Here is a 16,960-nt window from a genome sequence, read left to right as displayed (position 1 = left end):
GAATTGGACGGAAAGTGTCGGACCTCGAGCTGCTGACCCAGTCCCTGGCGCGCAACGTCAAGCGCTGGCGCACCGAGCGCGGTTTCACCCTCGACGCCCTCGCGGCCCGCGCCGGTGTCAGCCGCGGCATGCTGATCCAGATCGAACAGGCCCGCACCAATCCCAGCCTCGGTACGGTCGTCAAGATCGGCGACGCGCTCGGGATCAGCATCACCACCCTGCTCGACTACGAACAGGGACCGAAGGTCCGCATCGTCCCCGCCGAACAGGCGGTACGGCTGTGGCACACCGACTCGGGCAGCTACAGCCGGCTGCTCGCGGGCACGGAGGCGCCGGGCCCGCTGGAGATGTGGGACTGGCGGCTGATGCCCGGCGAGAGCAGCGGCTCGGACCCGCACCCGCTCGGCACGGTCGAGATCGCCCACGTCACGGCGGGTGAACTCACCCTCACGGTGGACGGCACGCAGTATCGCGTCCCGGCCGGCGCGAGCGTCACCTTCGAGGCCAACGCCGCGCACATGTACGGCAACCGGGGCGACGTCCCGACGGAGATGGTGCTGACCGTCTCGGTGCCGCCGCCCGTGCACTGAGGCGGCCTCCGGGGGCCGTCAACCGGCTGTTGGCGTGCGGTCGTGCGTGCACCCGTCGGCAACTTCGACACCGCCGTCCCCCAGTGGGCAGCGGGCGCCGGCGCGGGAAGCTGCTGGTCCCGGGCAACGCGTTCGCCGAACTGCCGGGCGCGGTGGTGCTGGAGGGGCTGGGCGTCGCCTGACCGCTCGACCCGAGCCGCCCGGCCTCCGGGCGCCGGCCTCAGGCCGCCGTGTGATGGGCGAGGGCCAGATGCGGGTCGTCCTCGCCCGGCACCGGTGCCGGATCCGCGTGCACCAGCGCGGCCGTCAGGCGCGGTACGGCGTGCAGCAGGGCGTGTTCGGCCGCCACGGCGATCCCGTGCGCCTGGCGTACCGTCGCCTCGCCGTCCACGACGACCGCCACCTCGGCCCGCAGCCGGTGTCCGATCCAGCGCAGCCGCAACTCGCCGACCCCGCGGACCCCTTCGACCTCTCGCAGCGCCTGCTCGGCCCGGTCGACCAGTGCCGGGTCGACGGCGTCCATCACCCGCCGGAACACCTCGCGCGCCGCGTCCCGCAGGACCAGGGCGATCGCCGCCGTGATCGCCAGCCCCACGACCGGGTCCGCGAGTTGCCAGCCCAGCGCCGAGCCGCCCGCGCCCACCAGCACCGCCAGCGAGGTGAAGCCGTCCGTGCGCGCGTGCAGCCCGTCCGCGACCAGCGCGGCCGAGCCGATCGAACGGCCGACCCGGATGCGGTACCGCGCGACCCACTCGTTGCCCGCGAAGCCGGCCAGCGCCGCCACGGCGACCGCGCCGACCTGCTCGACGGGGCGCGGGTTCATCAGCCGCTCGACCGCGGTCCATCCCGCGAAGGCCGCCGACGCGGCGATCGTCAGCACGATCGCGATGCCCGCCAGGTCCTCCGCCCGCCCGTAGCCGTAGGTGAAGCGCCGGGTGGCCGCCCGGCGGCCCAGTACGAACGCGATGCCCAGCGGTACGGCCGTCAGCGCGTCCGCCGCGTTGTGCACCGTGTCGCCGAGCAGCGCCACCGACCCGGACAGTACGACCACCACCGCCTGCGCGACGGCCGTCAGACCCAGCACCGCCAGCGAGACCCACAGCGCGCGCATGCCCCGGGCCGAGGACTCCAGGGCCGGGTCCAGCTTGTCGGCGCTCTCGTGCGAGTGCGGGGTGAGGAGGTGGGCGACGCGACGGCGCACGCCCGGGGAGGAGGGAGGGGAGTGGTGGTGCGGGTGCTCGTGGGCGTGCTCGTGGTGGGGCCCGCGGTCGTGCCGGTGCCCGTGCTCGTGGTCGTGCCGCTCGCTCACGTCGGTCCCTTCCGGTGCGCCGAGGTGGACGCGCGTCCGCCCACACCGCCATTATGTGCGTATGAGCGCACGCATGCACCTGTCATCTGCACACCATGCGCACCCGCGCACCCCCGGCGAGGAGCAGTTCGCCCTCGCAGCAGAGGTCCTCGCCCTGCTCGGCGACCGCACCCGGCTCACCCTGCTGCACGCGCTGACCTCCGGCGAGGCCGACGTCACGACGCTGACGCAGGCGTGCGGAGCGGCCCGGCCGGCGGTGAGCCAGCATCTGGCGCGGCTGCGGCTGGCCGGACTCGTGAGCACCCGCAAGGAGGGCCGCCGGGTGATCTACTCGCTCTCCGACGGCCATCTGCGCCGCCTGGTGGACGAGGCGCTGAACGTGGCGGACCACCGGCTCGGGGACGAACCGGTGCACGACTGACCCGACCGGCTCAGTAGTGCTCGGCCGTTCCGAGGTACTGCTCCGCGAACGCGGCAGCGGCGGAGGGAGACGTGAACAGGCGGCGCAGCCGGGCGAACGTCGTACCCGCGCGGAACGAGTCGTCGGCCGCGCACCCGTGATAGACCTCGGACAGCCACTGCGAGAACTCCTGGTAGTCCCACACCCGGCGCAGACACGCCTGCGAGTAGCCGTCCAGCCCGTCGTCGCCGCCGTCGAGATGGGCCACCAACGCGTCGCCGAGCAGGAACGCGTCGTGCAGGGCGAGGTTCATGCCCTTCGCGGCGATCGGCGCGACGAGATGGGCCGAGTCCCCGGCCAGGAAGAGCCGCCCGTACGTCATCGGCTCGACCACGTAGTCGTGCAGGTCGAGCACGCACTTCTCGATCAGCCGCCCCTCGGTGAGCGGCGGGGCCCCCGCGCCCTCGAGACGCTGGTGCAGTTCGGACTAGACCGATCCTGGCCCGCTCCGGCACCAGCGCGGCCCGGCTGACTCCGCGCGCTCCGTCGGCGCCGACGACGAAGTCACAGGTCAGCAGCTGCCGTTCACCGGTGTCCCGGCAGGTGTACGAAACCGAAGGGCGGGCCGTCCCGAGGTCGTGCAGCTCGACGTCGCGCACCGAGAAGCGGGCGTCGCCGCCACGTACGTCGGCGTACTCGCGCACGAGGTCCGTGACGAGCAACGGCTGGGGATACACCCAGTGGTGATGACCCGTCAGGTTTGTGTAGGAGAAGCGGTGGCGCTCGCCGCCGAAGCGGAACTCGCACGCGGAGTGCCGCTGGGCCCGCGCCAACAGGTCGTGGGCCAGACCGCGTTGCCGCAGTCCCTGGACGGCCCACTCCTCGATGACACCGGCGCGTGGCCGCCGCTCGATGGACTCACGGCTCTCCGTCTCCAGGACGACACAGTCGAGGGACGCGGCCCGCAGGATGTTGCCGACGGTGAGACCTGCGGGGCCCGCGCCCACGACGACGACCGGAGTGTGGTGGGCGGAAGGGGAGTCGGTGGTCACCCGCACATTATGGGCGGGCCCTCGAACGCGGCCGGGAGGCCGCGGCCCGTCAGCCCAGTCGGGGGATCTCGATCGCCGGGCAGCGGTCCATGACCATCTCCAGGCCCGCGGCCCGGGTACGGTCGTAGGCCGCCTCGTCGACGACGCCGAGCTGGAACCACACCGCCTTCGCGCCCTTGGCGACCGCCTCGTCGGCCACGGCGCCCGCGAGTTCGCTGTTGACGAAGACATCGACGACGTCCACCGCGAAGGGGATGTCCGCGAGGGAGGCGTATCCCCGCTCACCGTCCACCGTCTCCGCCTTCGGGTGGACGGGGACGACCCGCTTGCCGAAGCGCCGGAGCACCTCGGCGACTCCGTGGGCCGCACGCCCCCGGTTCGTCGACAGGCCCACCACGGCCCAGGTGTCGCCGAGCCCGGTGAGGATCTTCCGGATCGCTGCCTCGTCGCCGTACACCGGCGGCCTCCTTGGGGTCGGAAAGGAACGGTCGACGACCACAACAGCTCGCGCCGGACCCTGATTCCTGTCCCTGCCTGCGAAGTCGCGCCCGCCCGCCTAGGCTCGCCTCGTGCTGCGCATCATCGACGCCCGAACCGGCGAACCCGTCGTCGCCGCCCCTGTCCGCCGTGGCCCGACCCGTGTGGAGGCGCATGCCTCGGGGTACGGCGCCGGGTCGCTGCGGATCCTTCTCTTCGCCGACCTGCTCGTCCGCGCGCTGGAACTCGGCGGCACGCCCGTCTGGGCGCTGCTGTCCGGCGAACGCGACCAGGCGGAACTCAGGGCGGGTGCCAGAGCCCTCGGCACGCACCCCTTCGAGGACGGCCGCGACCTCGGCGCGGGTGCCGGAGTGGGCCAGGCGCAGATCCTGCACGTGGTGGCGGAGGGCGGCCCGGCCCCCGACGGGGTGCGGGTCGCCGTGGCGCCGGCGCAGGGGGCGGTGCCCGGGGGACCGGGGGCGGACCGGGTCTCCGGGGAACCGGACACCGACCCCGCCGTCCTGCGTCTCGCGCTTCTCTCCCGGCCCCGCACCGAGCCCCTGCGGCTCGACGAGGACGCGCTGGGCGAGGCCCGTGACGCCCTCGCCCGCTGGCGGCGAGCCGTCGCCGACTGGGCGCGGCGGCCCTCGCGACCGGTCCCCGAGGAGCTGCGCGGACGGCTGCGCGCCGCCTGGGAGGACGACCTGGACCTGCCCGAGGTGCTGCGGGTCCTGCGGTGGGTGGAGGACGCCGGCGCCGAGCTGCCGGACGGCGCCCGCTTCGAGACGTACGCCTACGCCGACCGTCTTCTCGGCCTCGACCTCTTGCGCGACGTGGGAGCCTCGGCGTGAACGGGCCCGGCGGCGGGACCCCGCCGCGAAGGCTGGTGGTGCTGCGGCACGCCAAGTCGGCCTGGCCGCAGGGCGTGCCCGACCATGAACGGCCGCTCGCCCCGCGCGGCCGCCGGGACGCGCCGGCGGCGGGCCGCGCGCTCGCCGGGGCCGGCTGCCTCCCGGACCTGGCCCTGTGCTCCACCGCGGCCCGCGCCCGCGCGACCTGGGAGCTGGCCGCCGCCGAATGGGGCGCCCCGCCCCCGGTGCGCTTCGACCCGCGGCTCTACGGCGTCGACGTCCCCGGGATCCTGGAGGTCGTCCACGAGACGCCCGCCGAGGTCGGGACGCTGCTGCTGGTCGGGCACAACCCCGGCCTCGAGGAACTGGTCCTCGACCTGGCCGGAGACAGTCTGGACGGCGCTCTGGACGAGGTGCGGCTGAAGTTCCCGACCTCGGCGATCGCCGTCCTGGCCTGGTACGGACCCGGCTGGTCCGCCCTGACCCCGGGCACGGCCCTGCTGACCACGATGACCGTGCCGAGAGGCCGCAGGCCGCACGAGGAGGACTAACCGACGTGCACGCGCGGCCGGCGCTCCGGCTCGGTCTCCGCGCGGCGCAGCACCTCACGGGTGACCGGGGCGACCTCGCCGTCGCCGAAGACCAGGAAGCGGATCAGATGGCTCACCGGGTTCCCCTCGGTCCAGCTGAAGTACGCGTGCGGCACCTGCCCGGTGCGGTCGCGCAGCGCCAGCAGGACCGCGGCGATGGCGTTGGGCACCGTGGGACCGGAGACGCGCAGCCGGCGGACCCCGTGCTTCTCGTCGCCGCGCACCGTGATGTCCGCGGTGAAGTCGGAGGAATCCCGCACGAACACCTCCAGGAAGAGCACCGGGCCGCCGCCGGCGATCGGGGTGTGCTCGCGCTGGTCCCACTCCTTGGCGCGGTACGCGCGTGTGCTGTGTTCCCGCGGCTCGTTCGCGATGAGCTGGAGCGGCCCGCGCCGCGCGGCCTCGTCGACGAACCGGGCCGCTGTCTCGTCGAAGGAGACCTCGGCGGCGCGCAGCTCGAAGGCCCGGCGCACCCGTGAGCCGAACGACGTGACCAGGATCGCGAAGATGAAGATCGCCGCGATTTTGATGCCGTCCGGCCGCTCGATGACGTTCGCCACGAGTGTGTAGGCGAAGACGGCAGTGATCACGCCGAAGCCGAGTGTGGCCCGGCGGTGGCCGTGCCGGTGGACGGCCACGGTCGACGCGAACGCAGCCGACAGCATCAGCACCAGCACGCCGGTCGCGTAGGCGCCGCTCTGGTCGTCGACGTTCGCGTTGAACCACAGGGTGATGAAGACGGCGGCCGCCATGAACACCAGCACCAGGGGCCGCACCGCGCGCGTCCACTCCGGCGCCATGCCGTAGCGGGGCAGATAGCGCGGGACGAGGTTCAGCAGACCGGCCAGCGCGGAGGCGCCCGCGAACCACAGGATCGTGATCGTCGAGACGTCGTAGACCGTGCCGAAGGCCTCGCCCAGATGCTCGTGCGCGAGGTAGGCCAGCGCCCGCCCGTTCGCGGGGCCGCCGCTCTCGAAGTCGTCCTGCGGGATCAGGATCGTCGTCGCCAGACTGGACAGCAGCAGGAAGCAGCTCATGATCAGCGCGGCCGTGGTGAGCAGCTTGCGGGTGTCCCGCACCCGCCCCCGCGGTTCCTCGTACGTGTCCGTCGGATCACCCGTGACCTGTGGCATCACCGCCACCCCGGTCTCGAAGCCGGACATGCCGAGCGCCAGCTTCGGGAAGACCAGCACGGCCACGCCGAGCATGGCCCACGGCGAGGAGTGCTCGGCGGTCATACCGTCGGTCCAGTCGCCGATCCGCACGGGGTGCGTGAAGATCTCCCAGGCGGAGACCCCGAGCACCACGACATTGAGCACGAGGTAGGCCGCGACCAGGGGCACCGCGATGCCGATGGCCTCCCGGAAGCCCTTGAGGAACACCGCGCCCAGGGCGCCCACCAGCACCAGGGTGATCCACTCGTTGCCGGTGGCCATCCAGTGCGGGGCGAACGGGTTCTCCACCACGTGCGCGGCCGCGTCCGCGGACGACAGGGTGATCGTGATCATGAAGTCGGTGGCCGCGAACCCCAGCAGCACCAGCACGAGGATCTTCCCCGACCACCACGGCAGCAGCCGCTCCAGCATCGCGATCGACCCCTCGCCGTGCGGGCTCTCGTGCGCCACCCGGCGGTACACGGGCAGAGCGCCCAGCAGGGTCAGCGCGATCAGCACGAGCGTCGCGAGCGGGGACAGCAGACCGGCCGCGAGGGCGGCGATGCCGGGTTGGTAGCCGAGCGTGGAGAAGTAGTCGACACCGGTCAGGCACATCACCCGCCACCACCGGTGCCCTTCCTGCTCCTCGTCCGGCGTGGCGTGCGGACCCGGATGGCGGGCGGTCTGCTCGCTGAGCCCCTCCAGGAGCCAGGCGCGCCACCGGGAGGACGGCGGACCGGAGCTGTTCTCCTGCACCCGGGTGCCGGTCATGCCGCACGCTCCCTGCGATCGGTCGAGTCATGGTCCACGGTCACCGCCCTTGGTTACCCCGCACATCGTCGCCCGCACCTGTGACGACGGCTACTTCGCGATCACCGCATAGGCTGGCCCGATGCAGGACGAGTACCGCACGGTCGCCCACGCGGGCGTGCACGAGACCGAGGTCAACCGCTCCCGCTTCCTGTGCGCCCTCGCCCCGGCCGCCACCGAGCGGGAGGCCCAGGAGTTCATCGCGTCCGTCCGCAAGGAGCACGCCGACGCCACCCACAACTGCTGGGCGTACGTCGTCGGCGCGGACGCCTTCGTCCAGAAGGCGAGCGACGACGGCGAACCCGGCGGCACGGCGGGCGTCCCGATGCTCCAGATGCTGCTGCGCCGCGACATGCGGTACGTCGTCGCCGTCGTCACCCGCTACTACGGCGGGGTCAAGCTCGGCGCGGGCGGCCTCATCCGGGCGTACGGCGGGGCGGTCGGCGAGGCCCTCGACACCCTCGGCACGCTCACCCGCCGCCGCTTCCGCCTGGCCACGGTGACCGTGGACCACCAGCGGGCCGGCAAGGTCCAGAACGACCTCCACTCGACGGGACGCGCGGTCCGGGACGTCCGCTACGGCGAGGAGGTCACCATCGAGATCGGCCTGCCGGACGCCGACGTGGACGCCTTCCGCGCGTGGCTCGCGGACGCGACGGCGGGGACGGCACGCTTCGAGCTGGGCGGCGAGGCCTACGGGGAGGCGTGAGCCGCGACCCCCGATCCGTGACGCGCGATGACCCGCGCCGCGCGACCCGTGATGAGTGACACGTGACGCGGTGAGCGAATCGGTAGGTGAAATGTCCGTAATGACCGTTTGTGTCGGTCGGCATGACGGTGCGATACGGGAGTAACCGCCCGTGCTGTCGGACCCGGCCGTTAGTCTCGGGGATCATGAGGCTCCTGCACACTTCCGACTGGCATCTCGGCCGGGCGTTCCACCGGGTGAACATGCTCGGCGCCCAGGCCGGGTTCATCGGTCACCTCGTCGCGACCGTGCGGGAGCGCGAGGTCGACGCGGTGCTCGTGTCGGGAGACGTGTACGACCGCGCGGTGCCGCCGCTGGCCGCGGTCGAGCTGTTCGACGACGCCCTGCACCGGCTCGCCGGCCTCGGCGTGCCCACGGTGATGATCTCCGGGAACCACGACTCGGCCCGCCGGCTCGGGGTCGGTGCCGGGCTCATCGGACGCGCCGGCATCCACCTGCGGACGGATCCGACGGCGGCGGGGACGCCGGTGATCCTCCAGGACGCCTTCGGCGAGGTCGCCTTCTACGGCCTGCCCTATCTCGAACCCGCCCTGGTGAAGGACGAGTTCGGCGTCGAGAAGGCCGGCCATGAGACCGTGCTGGCCGCCGCGATGGACCGGGTCCGCGCCGACCTCGCCGCACGCGCGCGCGGGACGCGTTCCGTCGTCCTCGCCCATGCCTTCGTCACCGGCGGTGAGCCCAGCGACAGCGAGCGGGACATCACCGTCGGCGGGGTCGCCTCGGTGCCCGCAGGGGTCTTCGACGGCGTCGACTACACCGCCCTCGGGCACCTCCACGGCTGCCAGACCATCACCGAGCGGGTGCGCTACTCCGGCTCCCCGCTGCCGTACTCCTTCTCCGAGAGCGAGCACCGCAAGACCATGTGGCTCGTCGACCTCGGGGCCGGCGGGGAGGTCGAGGCCGAGCGGATCGACTGTCCGGTGCCGCGCGCGCTGGCCCGCGTCCGCGGCCCCCTGGAGGAGCTGCTCGCCGATCCCGCCCTCGCGCGCCACGAGGATGCGTGGGTCGAGGCGACACTCACCGACGCCGTCCGCCCGGCCGACCCCATGGCCCGCCTCACCCAGCGCTTCCCGCACACGCTCAGCCTCGCCTTCGCCCCCGAGCGCGCGCCCGACGGCCCCGGCGAGTCGTACGCCCGGCGCCTCGCCGACCGCAGCGACCAGGAGATCGCCGAGGATTTCGTGGCCCATGTGCGCGGGGCAGGACCCGACGCACGCGAGCAGGACGTGCTGCGGGACGCCTTCGACGCGGTGCGCGCGGACGACGTGGTTCGGGAGGTGGCGCGGTGAGGCTGCACCGGCTCGAGTTGACGGCCTTCGGCCCCTTCGGCGGCTCCCAACGCGTCGACTTCGACGAGCTCTCCGCCGCCGGGCTCTTCCTGCTGCACGGACCGACGGGCGCCGGCAAGACCTCCGTCCTGGACGCCGTCTGCTACGCGCTGTACGGCTCCGTACCCGGCGCCCGGCAGAGCGGCCAGGGCCTGACCCTGCGCAGCGACCACGCGGCGCCCGGCACCCGTACCGAGGTCACCCTCGAACTCACCGTCGCGGGACGCCGGCTGGAGATCAGCAGGCAGCCGCCCTGGGAGCGGCCCAAGAAGCGCGGCACGGGCACGACGGTCGACAAGGCGCAGAGCCTGCTGCGCGAGCACGACGCGGTCACCGGGGCCTGGAAGAACCTCAGCCGCTCCCACCAGGAGATCGGCGAGGAGATCACCCAGCTGCTCGGCATGAGCCGCGAGCAGTTCTGCCAGGTCGTGCTGCTGCCCCAGGGCGACTTCGCCCGATTCCTGCGGGCCGACGCCGAGGCGCGGGGCCGGCTGCTCGGCCGCCTCTTCGACACCCGGCGGTTCGCCGAGGTCGAGAAGCGGCTCGTCGAGCGCCGCCGCACCACAGAGGCACAGGTGCGCGCGGGCGACTCCGCCCTGCTCGCCGACGCGCACCGGATGCAGCAGGTGGCCGGGGACGCCATGGAGCTGCCCGACCTCGCCCCGGGTGAGCCGGGGCTGGCCGAAGCGGTGCTGGCCGCGGCCGCCGTCGCCCGCAGCACCTCCCGCGAGCTGCTGACCACCGCCCACTGCGGCCGCCTGGCGGCCGAGTCCGCGCAGGCCGCCGCCGAGCGCACCCTTGACGACGTACGCGAACGGGCCCGCCTCCAGCGGCGGTTCGCCGAGGCACGCGAGCGGGCGGAGGCACTGGAGGAGCGGTCCGGCGCCCATCGGGACGCGCAGGCGCGGATGGAGCGGGCGCGCAAGGCGGAGTCGGTGGCGCCCGCGCTGGAACTGCGCGAGACCGCCGACGCCGAGCACACCGGGGCGGCCACCCGCGCGGTACGCGCGCGTGACCTGCTGCCGCGGCGGTTCGCGGACGCCGGAGCCGCCGGGCTCGCCGCCGCCGCCCGCCGGACCGCCGAGGAACTGGGCGGGCTGGAGTCGGCGCGCCGCGGCGAGCGGCGGCTGACCGACCTCGTCGCCGAACGGGCCGACCTGGACCGGCGGGAGCGGGACGACGAGGACGTCCTGACGGAGACCGAGGCCTGGCTCGCCGGCTGGGACGTCCTCCGCTCGGATCTGCGGGCGCGCGTGGAGTCCGCCCAGGAGGCCGCCACCCGCGCCGAACAGCTCGACGGCCGACGCGAGCCCGCGCAGCGGCGCCTGAGGGCCGCCCGGCGGCGCGACGAGCTGGCCCGCGACCTGGAGGCCGGCCGGCGCAAGGCCCTCACCTCCCAGGAGCAGGCACAGACCGCCCGCACGCACTGGCTCGACCTGAAGGAACAGCGCCTGAACGGCATCGCCGCCGAACTGGCCGCCACCCTCGCCGACGGGACACCCTGCGCCGTCTGCGGCGCCACCGAGCACCCCGCGCCCGCCCGCAAGGTCGCGGGACACGTCGACCGCGAGGCCGAGGAGCGGGCGCTCACCGCCTCCCGGCGCGCGGAGGAACGGCACGCCCAGGACGAACGCGATCTCGGCCTCGTACGGGAGGCGCTCGCGGCCGCCACCGCCGAGGCGGGCGACGCCCCGGCGGACCGGCTCGCCGCCGAGGCGCAGGAGGCCGAGGAGAACTACGCGCAGGCCCGCCGGGACGCCTCCGCGCTGCACCCCGCGCGCGAGGAGCTGCGCCAGGCCGAGCAGGAGCACGACCGCCGCACGGCGGCACAGCGCGAGGCCTCGGTGCGGGCCGCCTCCAGGGTGGGCCACCGGGACCGCCTGGAGCGCGAACGGGCCGTGCTGGAGGAGGAGTTGACGCAGGCCCGGGGCAGCGCGGCCAGCGTCGCCGCGCGGGCGGCCGAACTGGAGGAGCTGGCGGCCCGGCTCACCGACGCGGCCGACACCGCCCGCCTCGCCGAGGAGAGCGCCGAGCGTCTCAAGGCAGCCGACGGACGCCTCGACGAAGCCGCGTTCCGGGCCGGCTTCGACACCCCCCGGGCCGCCGCCGACGCCCTCCTCGACGACAGCGCCCACCGTGAGCTGCAACGAAGGCTGGACGCCCGGCAGTCCGAGGAGGCCGCCGTACGGGCCGTCCTGGCCGAACCCGACACCGTGGCGGCCGTCCGGCAGCCGCCCGCCGACCTCGCGGTCGCGGAACGGTCGGCGGCCGCCGCGGCCGAGCGGCTGCGCACGGCCGCCTCCGCGCAGGACGCCGCCGCCCGCCGCTGCGCCGAACTCGACCAGCTCTCCGTACGCGCGAGCGACGGCGTACGCCGGCTCGGGCCGCTGCGCGAGGAGTACGACCGGGTGGCCCGGCTGGCCGGTCTCACCTCCGGCACCTCCGCCGACAACGAGCGCAGGATGCGCCTGGAGGCGTACGTCCTGGCCGCCCGCCTCGAGCAGGTGGCCGCCGCCGCGACCGCGCGGCTGCAGCGCATGTCCTCGGGGCGTTACACCCTCGTCCACTCCGACGACCGGGCCGGGCGGGGCCGCAGCGGGCTGGGACTGCACGTCGTCGACGCCTGGACCGGGCGCGAGCGGGACACGGCCACCCTGTCGGGCGGCGAGACGTTCTTCGCCTCGCTCGCCCTCGCCCTCGGCCTCGCCGACGTCGTGACCGACGAGGCGGGCGGGGTGCGCCTCGACACCCTCTTCATCGACGAGGGGTTCGGCAGCCTCGACGACCAGACGCTGGACGAGGTCCTCGACGTCCTCGACTCGCTGCGCGAACGCGACCGCAGTGTCGGCATCGTCAGCCATGTGGCCGACCTGCGCCGTCGGATCCACGCCCAGCTGGAGGTCGTCAAGGGCAGAACGGGATCGGTGGTGCGGCAGCGGGGCTACCGGCCCAGTGGCCGCCGGGGGAGCGGCGAGGAGTAGACGACGCTGGTCGTCACCGAACCCAGCGCGCCGATCTTGCCCGACACCTCCTCCAGATGCCGCATCGAACGGGCGGTGACCTTGATGACGAAGCAGTCGTCGCCCGTCACATGGTGGGCCTCCAGGATCTCCGGCGTGACGGCCACCAGATCGTGGAACGGCTTGTAGTTGCCGTTGGGATAGCGCAGCCGCACGAAGGCCAGGATCGGCAGCCCCAGCCGCTCGGGGTCCACCACGGCCGCGTACCCCTGGATGACGCCCGCCTCCTCCAGCCGCCGCACCCGCTCGGTGACGGCGCTCGCCGACATCGCCACGGCACGCGCCAGGTCGGCGAAACTGGCCCGGCCCTCGCGCTGGAGGACCTCGAGAATGCGCCAGTCGGTGGCGTCCGGGGAATACGCGGTCATGAGCGACAGATAGCAGGGGAATCCCCGGCAAGGCAAGGTCCAGGCCGGGGAATGCCTCTTCAGGGAAGCGTTCACCCGTCATAGATTTCTGGACATCGAAAGCGGTGACCAGCCGGAACACCGCCAGCGGAAAGGCGTGCGATGAGCCCTGCGACCACCCCGACCACGATCGGTCCCGTCCTGCGCGTCGCCCCGGCCGCCCCGGTCGAGGCCGCCGCCCACTTCCGGGCGAGCCTCGCCTTCCACGCCGACGTGTCCGACGTGGCCGCCTCCCTCGCCGCCGGCGGTGACCCCGGCTTCGTCGTCCTGGACTCCCGCTCCACCGAGTCCTGGGACCAGGGCCACGTCCCGGGCTCCGTCCACCTGCCCACCGCGCTCATCCCCGGGCAGGCCGCACAGCTCCTCGACCGGAACGTGCCGGTCGTCACGTACTGCTGGGGCCCCGGCTGCAACGGCGCCACCCGCGCGGCCCTGGCGCTCGCCGAACTCGGCTACCAGGTAAAGGAGATGCTCGGCGGATTCGAGTACTGGGTGCGCGAGGGCTTCGCGTACGAGACCTGGGAGGGCCGCGAGCGGCGCGACGCAGATCGGCTCACGGCGCCTGTCGGTGCGGAGAACTGCGGCTGCTGACAACCAGGTTGGGGACCGGGCTGCGCTCAGTCGCTGCCCGGTCCCCAACCGTGCCTCAGAGCCGGGCCAGCTCGTCCACCAGGTCGTCCAGGCCCAGCGAGCCCTGTGAAAGGGCCGCCATGTGCCAGGACTTGAGGTCGAAGGCGTCGCCGTGGCGCTCGCGTGCCTTCTCCCGGCCCAGCAGCCAGGCCCGCTCGCCGAGCTTGTAGCCGATCGCCTGGCCGGGCATGGTCAGATAACGGGTCAGCTCGCTCTCGACGAAGTCCGCCGGGCGGCTGCTGTGCCCGCCGAAGAACTCCTGGGCCAGCTCCGGGGTCCAGCGCTCGCCCGGACGGAAGGGCGAGTCCGCGGGGATCTCCAGCTCCAGGTGCATGCCGATGTCGACGATCACCCGGACCGCACGCATCATCTGCGCGTCCAGGTAGCCGAGCCGCTGCTCCGCGTCCGTGAGGAAGCCGAGCTCGTCCATCAGCCGTTCCGCGTACAGCGCCCAGCCCTCGCAGTTGGCGCTGACGAATCCGACGGAGGCCTGGTAGCGCGACAGGTCCCCGGCGACGTGCGCCCACTGCGCCAGCTGGAGGTGATGGCCGGGAACGCCCTCGTGGTACCAGGTGGAGACGAGGTCGTAGACCGGGAACCGGGTCTGTCCCATCGTCGGCAGCCAGGTACGGCCCGGCCGCGAGAAGTCCTCCGTCGGGGGCGTGTAGTACGGGGCGGCCGCGCCGCCGGGCGGGGCGATCCGCGACTCCACCTGCCGTACCCGCTCGGCGAGTTCGAAGTGGGTGCCGTCGAGCTTCTCGATCGCCCGGTCCATCAGGCCCTGCAGCCAGTCGCGGACCTCGTCGACGCCCTCGATGTGCCTGCCGTGCTCGTCGAGGTGGGCCAGCGCCGCCCAGGGGGTCTCCGCGCCCGGCAGGATCTTCTCGGCCTCCTGCTTCATCTCCGCGAGCAGCCGGTGGTACTCCGCCCAGCCGTACGCGTACGCCTCGTCGAGGTCGAGGTCGGTGCCGTTGAAGTAGCGGGAGCAGCGGGCGTAGCGCTCCCGGCCGATGGTGTTCGGCGCGCCCTCGATCGTCGGCGCGTACACGTCGCGCATCCAGTCCCGCAGCTCCACGACGGCCGCGGTCGCCGCACGGGCGGCCTCGTCCAGCTCCGGGCGCAGCGCGTCCGGCCCGGTGGACACGAAGTCCTCGAACCAGCCGTGGCCCTCGCCGTCCGTGTCCGACCACTCGGTGAGCTGTCCGACGAAGGTGGCGGTCGGGCGCGGTGCCGCGTACAGCTTGCGCTCCAGACCGAGCGCCAGGGACTCCCGGTAGCCCGCGAGGGCCGCCGGCACCGCGCGCAGCCGCTCGGCGACCGCCGACCAGTCCGCGGCGGTCTGCGTGGGCGTCACGGTGAACACCTCGCGCACGTGATGCGGAGGGGTGGCCATGTTGCCCACGGCGCGCAGCCCCTCGTCGGCGTCGTGCACGGCGAGTTCGGCGGTCAGGCGCTCGCGCAGCAGGCGCGCGCACCGGCGCTCGATGTCACTTTCCGCACCGGGCCTCCGTTCCGCCTCGTCGAGCCTGGCCAGGGTGTCCCGCGCGAGTTGCGCGAGCGCCTTCTGGCCGGTGGGCGAGTAGTCGGGCAGACGGCTCGAACTCTGCTGCACACCGAGGTAGGTACCGGTCACCGGGTCGAGGGCGATGAAGTCGTCGACATACGCGTCGGCGACCTCGCGGGGAAGCGGATTGTTGGTGTGTGACATGCGCCCCATCCTCGTACGAGGCGGTGGCGCACGTCACGCCGTTTGTCCCGAAGCCGTCGGCGGCAGCAGCGGTCCGCACTCCCACTGCTGGAAGATCAGCCGGGTCTCGACCCGTGCCACCTCCCGGTGTGCCGTGAACTCGTCGAGCACCAGCCGCTGCAGGTCGGCCATGTCCGCGACGGCGACATGGACGAGGTAGTCGTCCGGCCCGGTGAGGTGGAAGACGGTGAGCGCCTCCGGCAGGGTCCGGATCCGCTCCACGAACGGTCCCACCAGCTCCCGGCGGTGCGGCCTGACCTGTACCGACAGCAGCGCCTGGAGACCACGCCCCAGTTTGGCCGGATCGAGCCGCAGCTGGTGGCCGAGGATCACGCCCGAGCGGCGCAGCCGGGTCACCCGGTCAAGGCACGTCGACGGCGCGACACCGACCTGCGCCGCGAGGTCGCGGTAGGTGGTCCGGGCGTCGTTCTGGAGCAGCCGCAGCAGCTGGAGATCGACCGGGTCCAGTACGACGGATTCAGCCATCGGCCGAACGTAGCACGGTGTTCGAACACAGTGACCCGTTCGATGTTCACCCTGCGGTCCATGGACTCAGCCCCAGCGAGCACGCACGCGTACGACGACGTACGCCGACCCGCGTCGAGAGCGCCCCGCGCACTGGCCACCGAGGCCGTGCACGCCGGGCGGGACGATCTGGCCCGGCAGGGCCTGCACGCCCCGCCGATCGACCTGTCCACCACCTACCCCTCGTACGACAGCCGCGCCGAGGCGGCCCGCATCGACGCGTTCGCCGCCATGGGCGCGGAGCCGGAAGGGCCGCCCGTCTACGGCCGGCTGGGCAATCCGACGGTCGCCCGTTTCGAGACGGCCCTCGCCCGCCTCGAAGGCACCGACAGCGCGGTCGCGTTCGCCAGCGGGATGGCGGCGCTGAGCGCGGTGCTGCTCGCGCGTGCCTCGACGGGACTGCGGCACGTCGTCGCCGTCCGCCCCCTCTACGGCTGCAGCGACCATCTGCTGACCGCAGGGCTGCTCGGCTCCGAGGTCACCTGGACCGACCCGGCCGGGATCGCCGACGCGCTCCGCCCGGACACCGGTCTGGTCATGGTCGAGACGCCGGCCAATCCGACCCTCGCCGAGGTCGACCTGCGGGCCGTCGCCCACGCCTGCGGCTCGGTTCCGCTGCTCGCCGACAACACCTTCGCGACGCCCGTGCTCCAGCGGCCCGCCGAGCAGGGTGCGCGGCTCGTCCTGCACAGTGCCACCAAGTACCTGGGCGGGCACGGGGACGTGCTGGGGGGTGTGGTCGCCTGCGACGAGGAGTTCGCCGGACGACTTCGGCAGATACGTTTCGCCACCGGTGGCGTGCTGCATCCGCTGGCCGGCTATCTGCTGCTGCGGGGCCTGTCCACCCTGCCGGTGCGGGTACGGGCCGCCTCCGCGACCGCCGCCGGACTGGTCCGGCGGCTGGCCGCCGACCCGCGGGTCGCCCGCGTCCACTATCCGCGGATCGGTGGCGCGATGATCGCCTTCGAGGTGCACGGCGACCCGCACGAGGTGATCGCCGGCGTCCGCCTGATCACCCCGGCCGTCAGCCTCGGCAGCGTCGACACCCTCATCCAGCACCCGGCGTCCATCAGTCATCGCATCGTGGAAGCGCAGGAGCGCCGGGGCGCGGGCGTGAGCGACCGGCTGCTGCGGCTCTCGGTCGGCCTGGAGGACGTCGAGGACCTGTGGGACGACCTGCGAGGGGCGCTCGGCGCGGGCGCCACGGCCGCCCTGTCCGAGCGGGGAGCCGCCGTCGGGTGACCGGTCGCGGCGCTCGGTACGGGTGTGATGGTCACCCTGCCCGGGCGGGGGAGCTGCCG

The 16,960-nt window shown here is 73.6% G+C and carries 15 protein-coding genes and 1 pseudogene; 9 read left to right on the top strand and 7 right to left on the bottom strand.

Going from position 1 to position 16,960, the window contains the following annotated elements:
- Positions 1–14: 14 nt before the first annotated feature.
- The gene (locus ACFWBB_RS32980) at positions 15–590 is read left to right on the top strand and encodes a helix-turn-helix domain-containing protein (RefSeq protein WP_385279789.1); all 576 of its coding nucleotides are present in this window, start codon (positions 15–17) and stop codon (positions 588–590) included.
- 220 nt (positions 591–810) lie between these two features.
- Here the strand turns inward: ACFWBB_RS32980 and ACFWBB_RS32975 are convergent, their stop codons facing one another.
- Positions 811–1,899 (bottom strand): cation diffusion facilitator family transporter, encoded by a 1,089-nt coding sequence (locus tag ACFWBB_RS32975; RefSeq protein WP_385279786.1) that lies wholly within the window; start codon positions 1,897–1,899, stop codon positions 811–813.
- Positions 1,900–1,960: 61 nt separating this feature from the next.
- Here ACFWBB_RS32975 and ACFWBB_RS32970 point away from each other — a divergent pair, with 61 nt between their 5' ends.
- Positions 1,961–2,320, top strand: a complete 360-nt coding sequence (locus ACFWBB_RS32970) for an ArsR/SmtB family transcription factor (RefSeq protein ID WP_385279783.1) — start codon at positions 1,961–1,963, stop codon at positions 2,318–2,320.
- 10 nt (positions 2,321–2,330) lie between these two features.
- On the opposite strand, the pseudogene ACFWBB_RS32965 reads toward ACFWBB_RS32970, so the two are convergent.
- Together ACFWBB_RS32965 and ACFWBB_RS32960 are read right to left on the bottom strand one after the other, a co-directional pair.
- Positions 2,331–3,357 (bottom strand): annotated as a pseudogene (locus tag ACFWBB_RS32965) (FAD-dependent monooxygenase).
- 43 nt (positions 3,358–3,400) lie between these two features.
- Complete coding sequence (locus ACFWBB_RS32960; RefSeq protein WP_385279780.1) at positions 3,401–3,808, bottom strand: CoA-binding protein; 408 nt, start codon at positions 3,806–3,808, stop codon at positions 3,401–3,403.
- Between the two features lie 112 nt (positions 3,809–3,920).
- On the opposite strand from ACFWBB_RS32960, the gene ACFWBB_RS32955 reads away from it, so the two are divergent.
- Positions 3,921–4,679 (top strand): hypothetical protein, encoded by a 759-nt coding sequence (locus tag ACFWBB_RS32955; protein ID WP_385279777.1) that lies wholly within the window; start codon positions 3,921–3,923, stop codon positions 4,677–4,679.
- Positions 4,676–5,230, top strand: coding sequence for a SixA phosphatase family protein (locus ACFWBB_RS32950; RefSeq protein ID WP_385279774.1), 555 nt, complete (start codon positions 4,676–4,678; stop codon positions 5,228–5,230). Before ACFWBB_RS32955 ends, ACFWBB_RS32950 begins: the two co-directional genes overlap by 4 nt.
- Here the strand turns inward: ACFWBB_RS32950 and ACFWBB_RS32945 are convergent.
- Positions 5,227–7,194 (bottom strand): amino acid transporter, encoded by a 1,968-nt coding sequence (locus ACFWBB_RS32945; protein ID WP_385279771.1) that lies wholly within the window; start codon positions 7,192–7,194, stop codon positions 5,227–5,229. The genes ACFWBB_RS32950 and ACFWBB_RS32945 overlap by 4 nt on opposite strands.
- A 121-nt stretch (positions 7,195–7,315) precedes the next feature.
- Between ACFWBB_RS32945 and ACFWBB_RS32940 the strand changes: the two genes are divergently transcribed.
- The 3 genes from ACFWBB_RS32940 to ACFWBB_RS32930 all read left to right on the top strand — a co-directional run bounded on the left by ACFWBB_RS32940 (position 7,316) and on the right by ACFWBB_RS32930 (position 12,311).
- On the top strand, positions 7,316–7,942 hold the full coding sequence (locus ACFWBB_RS32940; protein ID WP_385279768.1) for a YigZ family protein: 627 nt from the start codon (positions 7,316–7,318) through the stop codon (positions 7,940–7,942).
- 185 nt (positions 7,943–8,127) lie between these two features.
- The gene (locus tag ACFWBB_RS32935; RefSeq protein ID WP_385279765.1) at positions 8,128–9,291 is read left to right on the top strand and encodes an exonuclease SbcCD subunit D; all 1,164 of its coding nucleotides are present in this window, start codon (positions 8,128–8,130) and stop codon (positions 9,289–9,291) included.
- Positions 9,288–12,311, top strand: a complete 3,024-nt coding sequence (locus ACFWBB_RS32930; protein WP_385279763.1) for an AAA family ATPase — start codon at positions 9,288–9,290, stop codon at positions 12,309–12,311. Before ACFWBB_RS32935 ends, ACFWBB_RS32930 begins: the two co-directional genes overlap by 4 nt.
- On the opposite strand, the gene ACFWBB_RS32925 is transcribed toward ACFWBB_RS32930, so the two are convergent.
- Positions 12,272–12,718, bottom strand: coding sequence for an Lrp/AsnC family transcriptional regulator (locus ACFWBB_RS32925; RefSeq protein WP_054240409.1), 447 nt, complete (start codon positions 12,716–12,718; stop codon positions 12,272–12,274). The genes ACFWBB_RS32930 and ACFWBB_RS32925 overlap by 40 nt on opposite strands.
- Positions 12,719–12,859: 141 nt before the next feature.
- Here ACFWBB_RS32925 and ACFWBB_RS32920 point away from each other — a divergent pair, with 141 nt between their 5' ends.
- The gene (locus tag ACFWBB_RS32920; protein WP_385279759.1) at positions 12,860–13,348 is read left to right on the top strand and encodes a rhodanese-like domain-containing protein; all 489 of its coding nucleotides are present in this window, start codon (positions 12,860–12,862) and stop codon (positions 13,346–13,348) included.
- Positions 13,349–13,403: 55 nt separating this feature from the next.
- Here the strand turns inward: ACFWBB_RS32920 and ACFWBB_RS32915 are convergent, their stop codons facing one another.
- Both ACFWBB_RS32915 and ACFWBB_RS32910 read right to left on the bottom strand, forming a co-directional pair.
- A complete protein-coding gene (locus tag ACFWBB_RS32915) occupies positions 13,404–15,095 on the bottom strand; it encodes a DUF885 domain-containing protein (protein ID WP_385279756.1) in 1,692 nt (563 codons plus the stop codon).
- A 33-nt stretch (positions 15,096–15,128) separates the two neighbouring features.
- On the bottom strand, positions 15,129–15,620 hold the full coding sequence (locus tag ACFWBB_RS32910; protein WP_385279753.1) for an Lrp/AsnC family transcriptional regulator: 492 nt from the start codon (positions 15,618–15,620) through the stop codon (positions 15,129–15,131).
- Positions 15,621–15,680: 60 nt separating this feature from the next.
- Between ACFWBB_RS32910 and ACFWBB_RS32905 the strand changes: the two genes are divergently transcribed.
- Positions 15,681–16,901 carry a trans-sulfuration enzyme family protein gene (locus tag ACFWBB_RS32905; protein ID WP_385279750.1) on the top strand — a complete coding sequence of 407 codons (1,221 nt, stop codon included), beginning with the start codon at positions 15,681–15,683 and terminating at the stop codon, positions 16,899–16,901.
- Positions 16,902–16,960 lie beyond the last annotated feature (59 nt).

It is taken from the genome of Streptomyces sp. NPDC060000 (assembly GCF_042737375.1).
Lineage (GTDB): Bacteria > Actinomycetota > Actinomycetes > Streptomycetales > Streptomycetaceae > Streptomyces.
The sequence above is the reverse complement of the archived record's forward strand: the minus strand, read 5'-3'. Positions and strand labels throughout refer to the sequence as shown.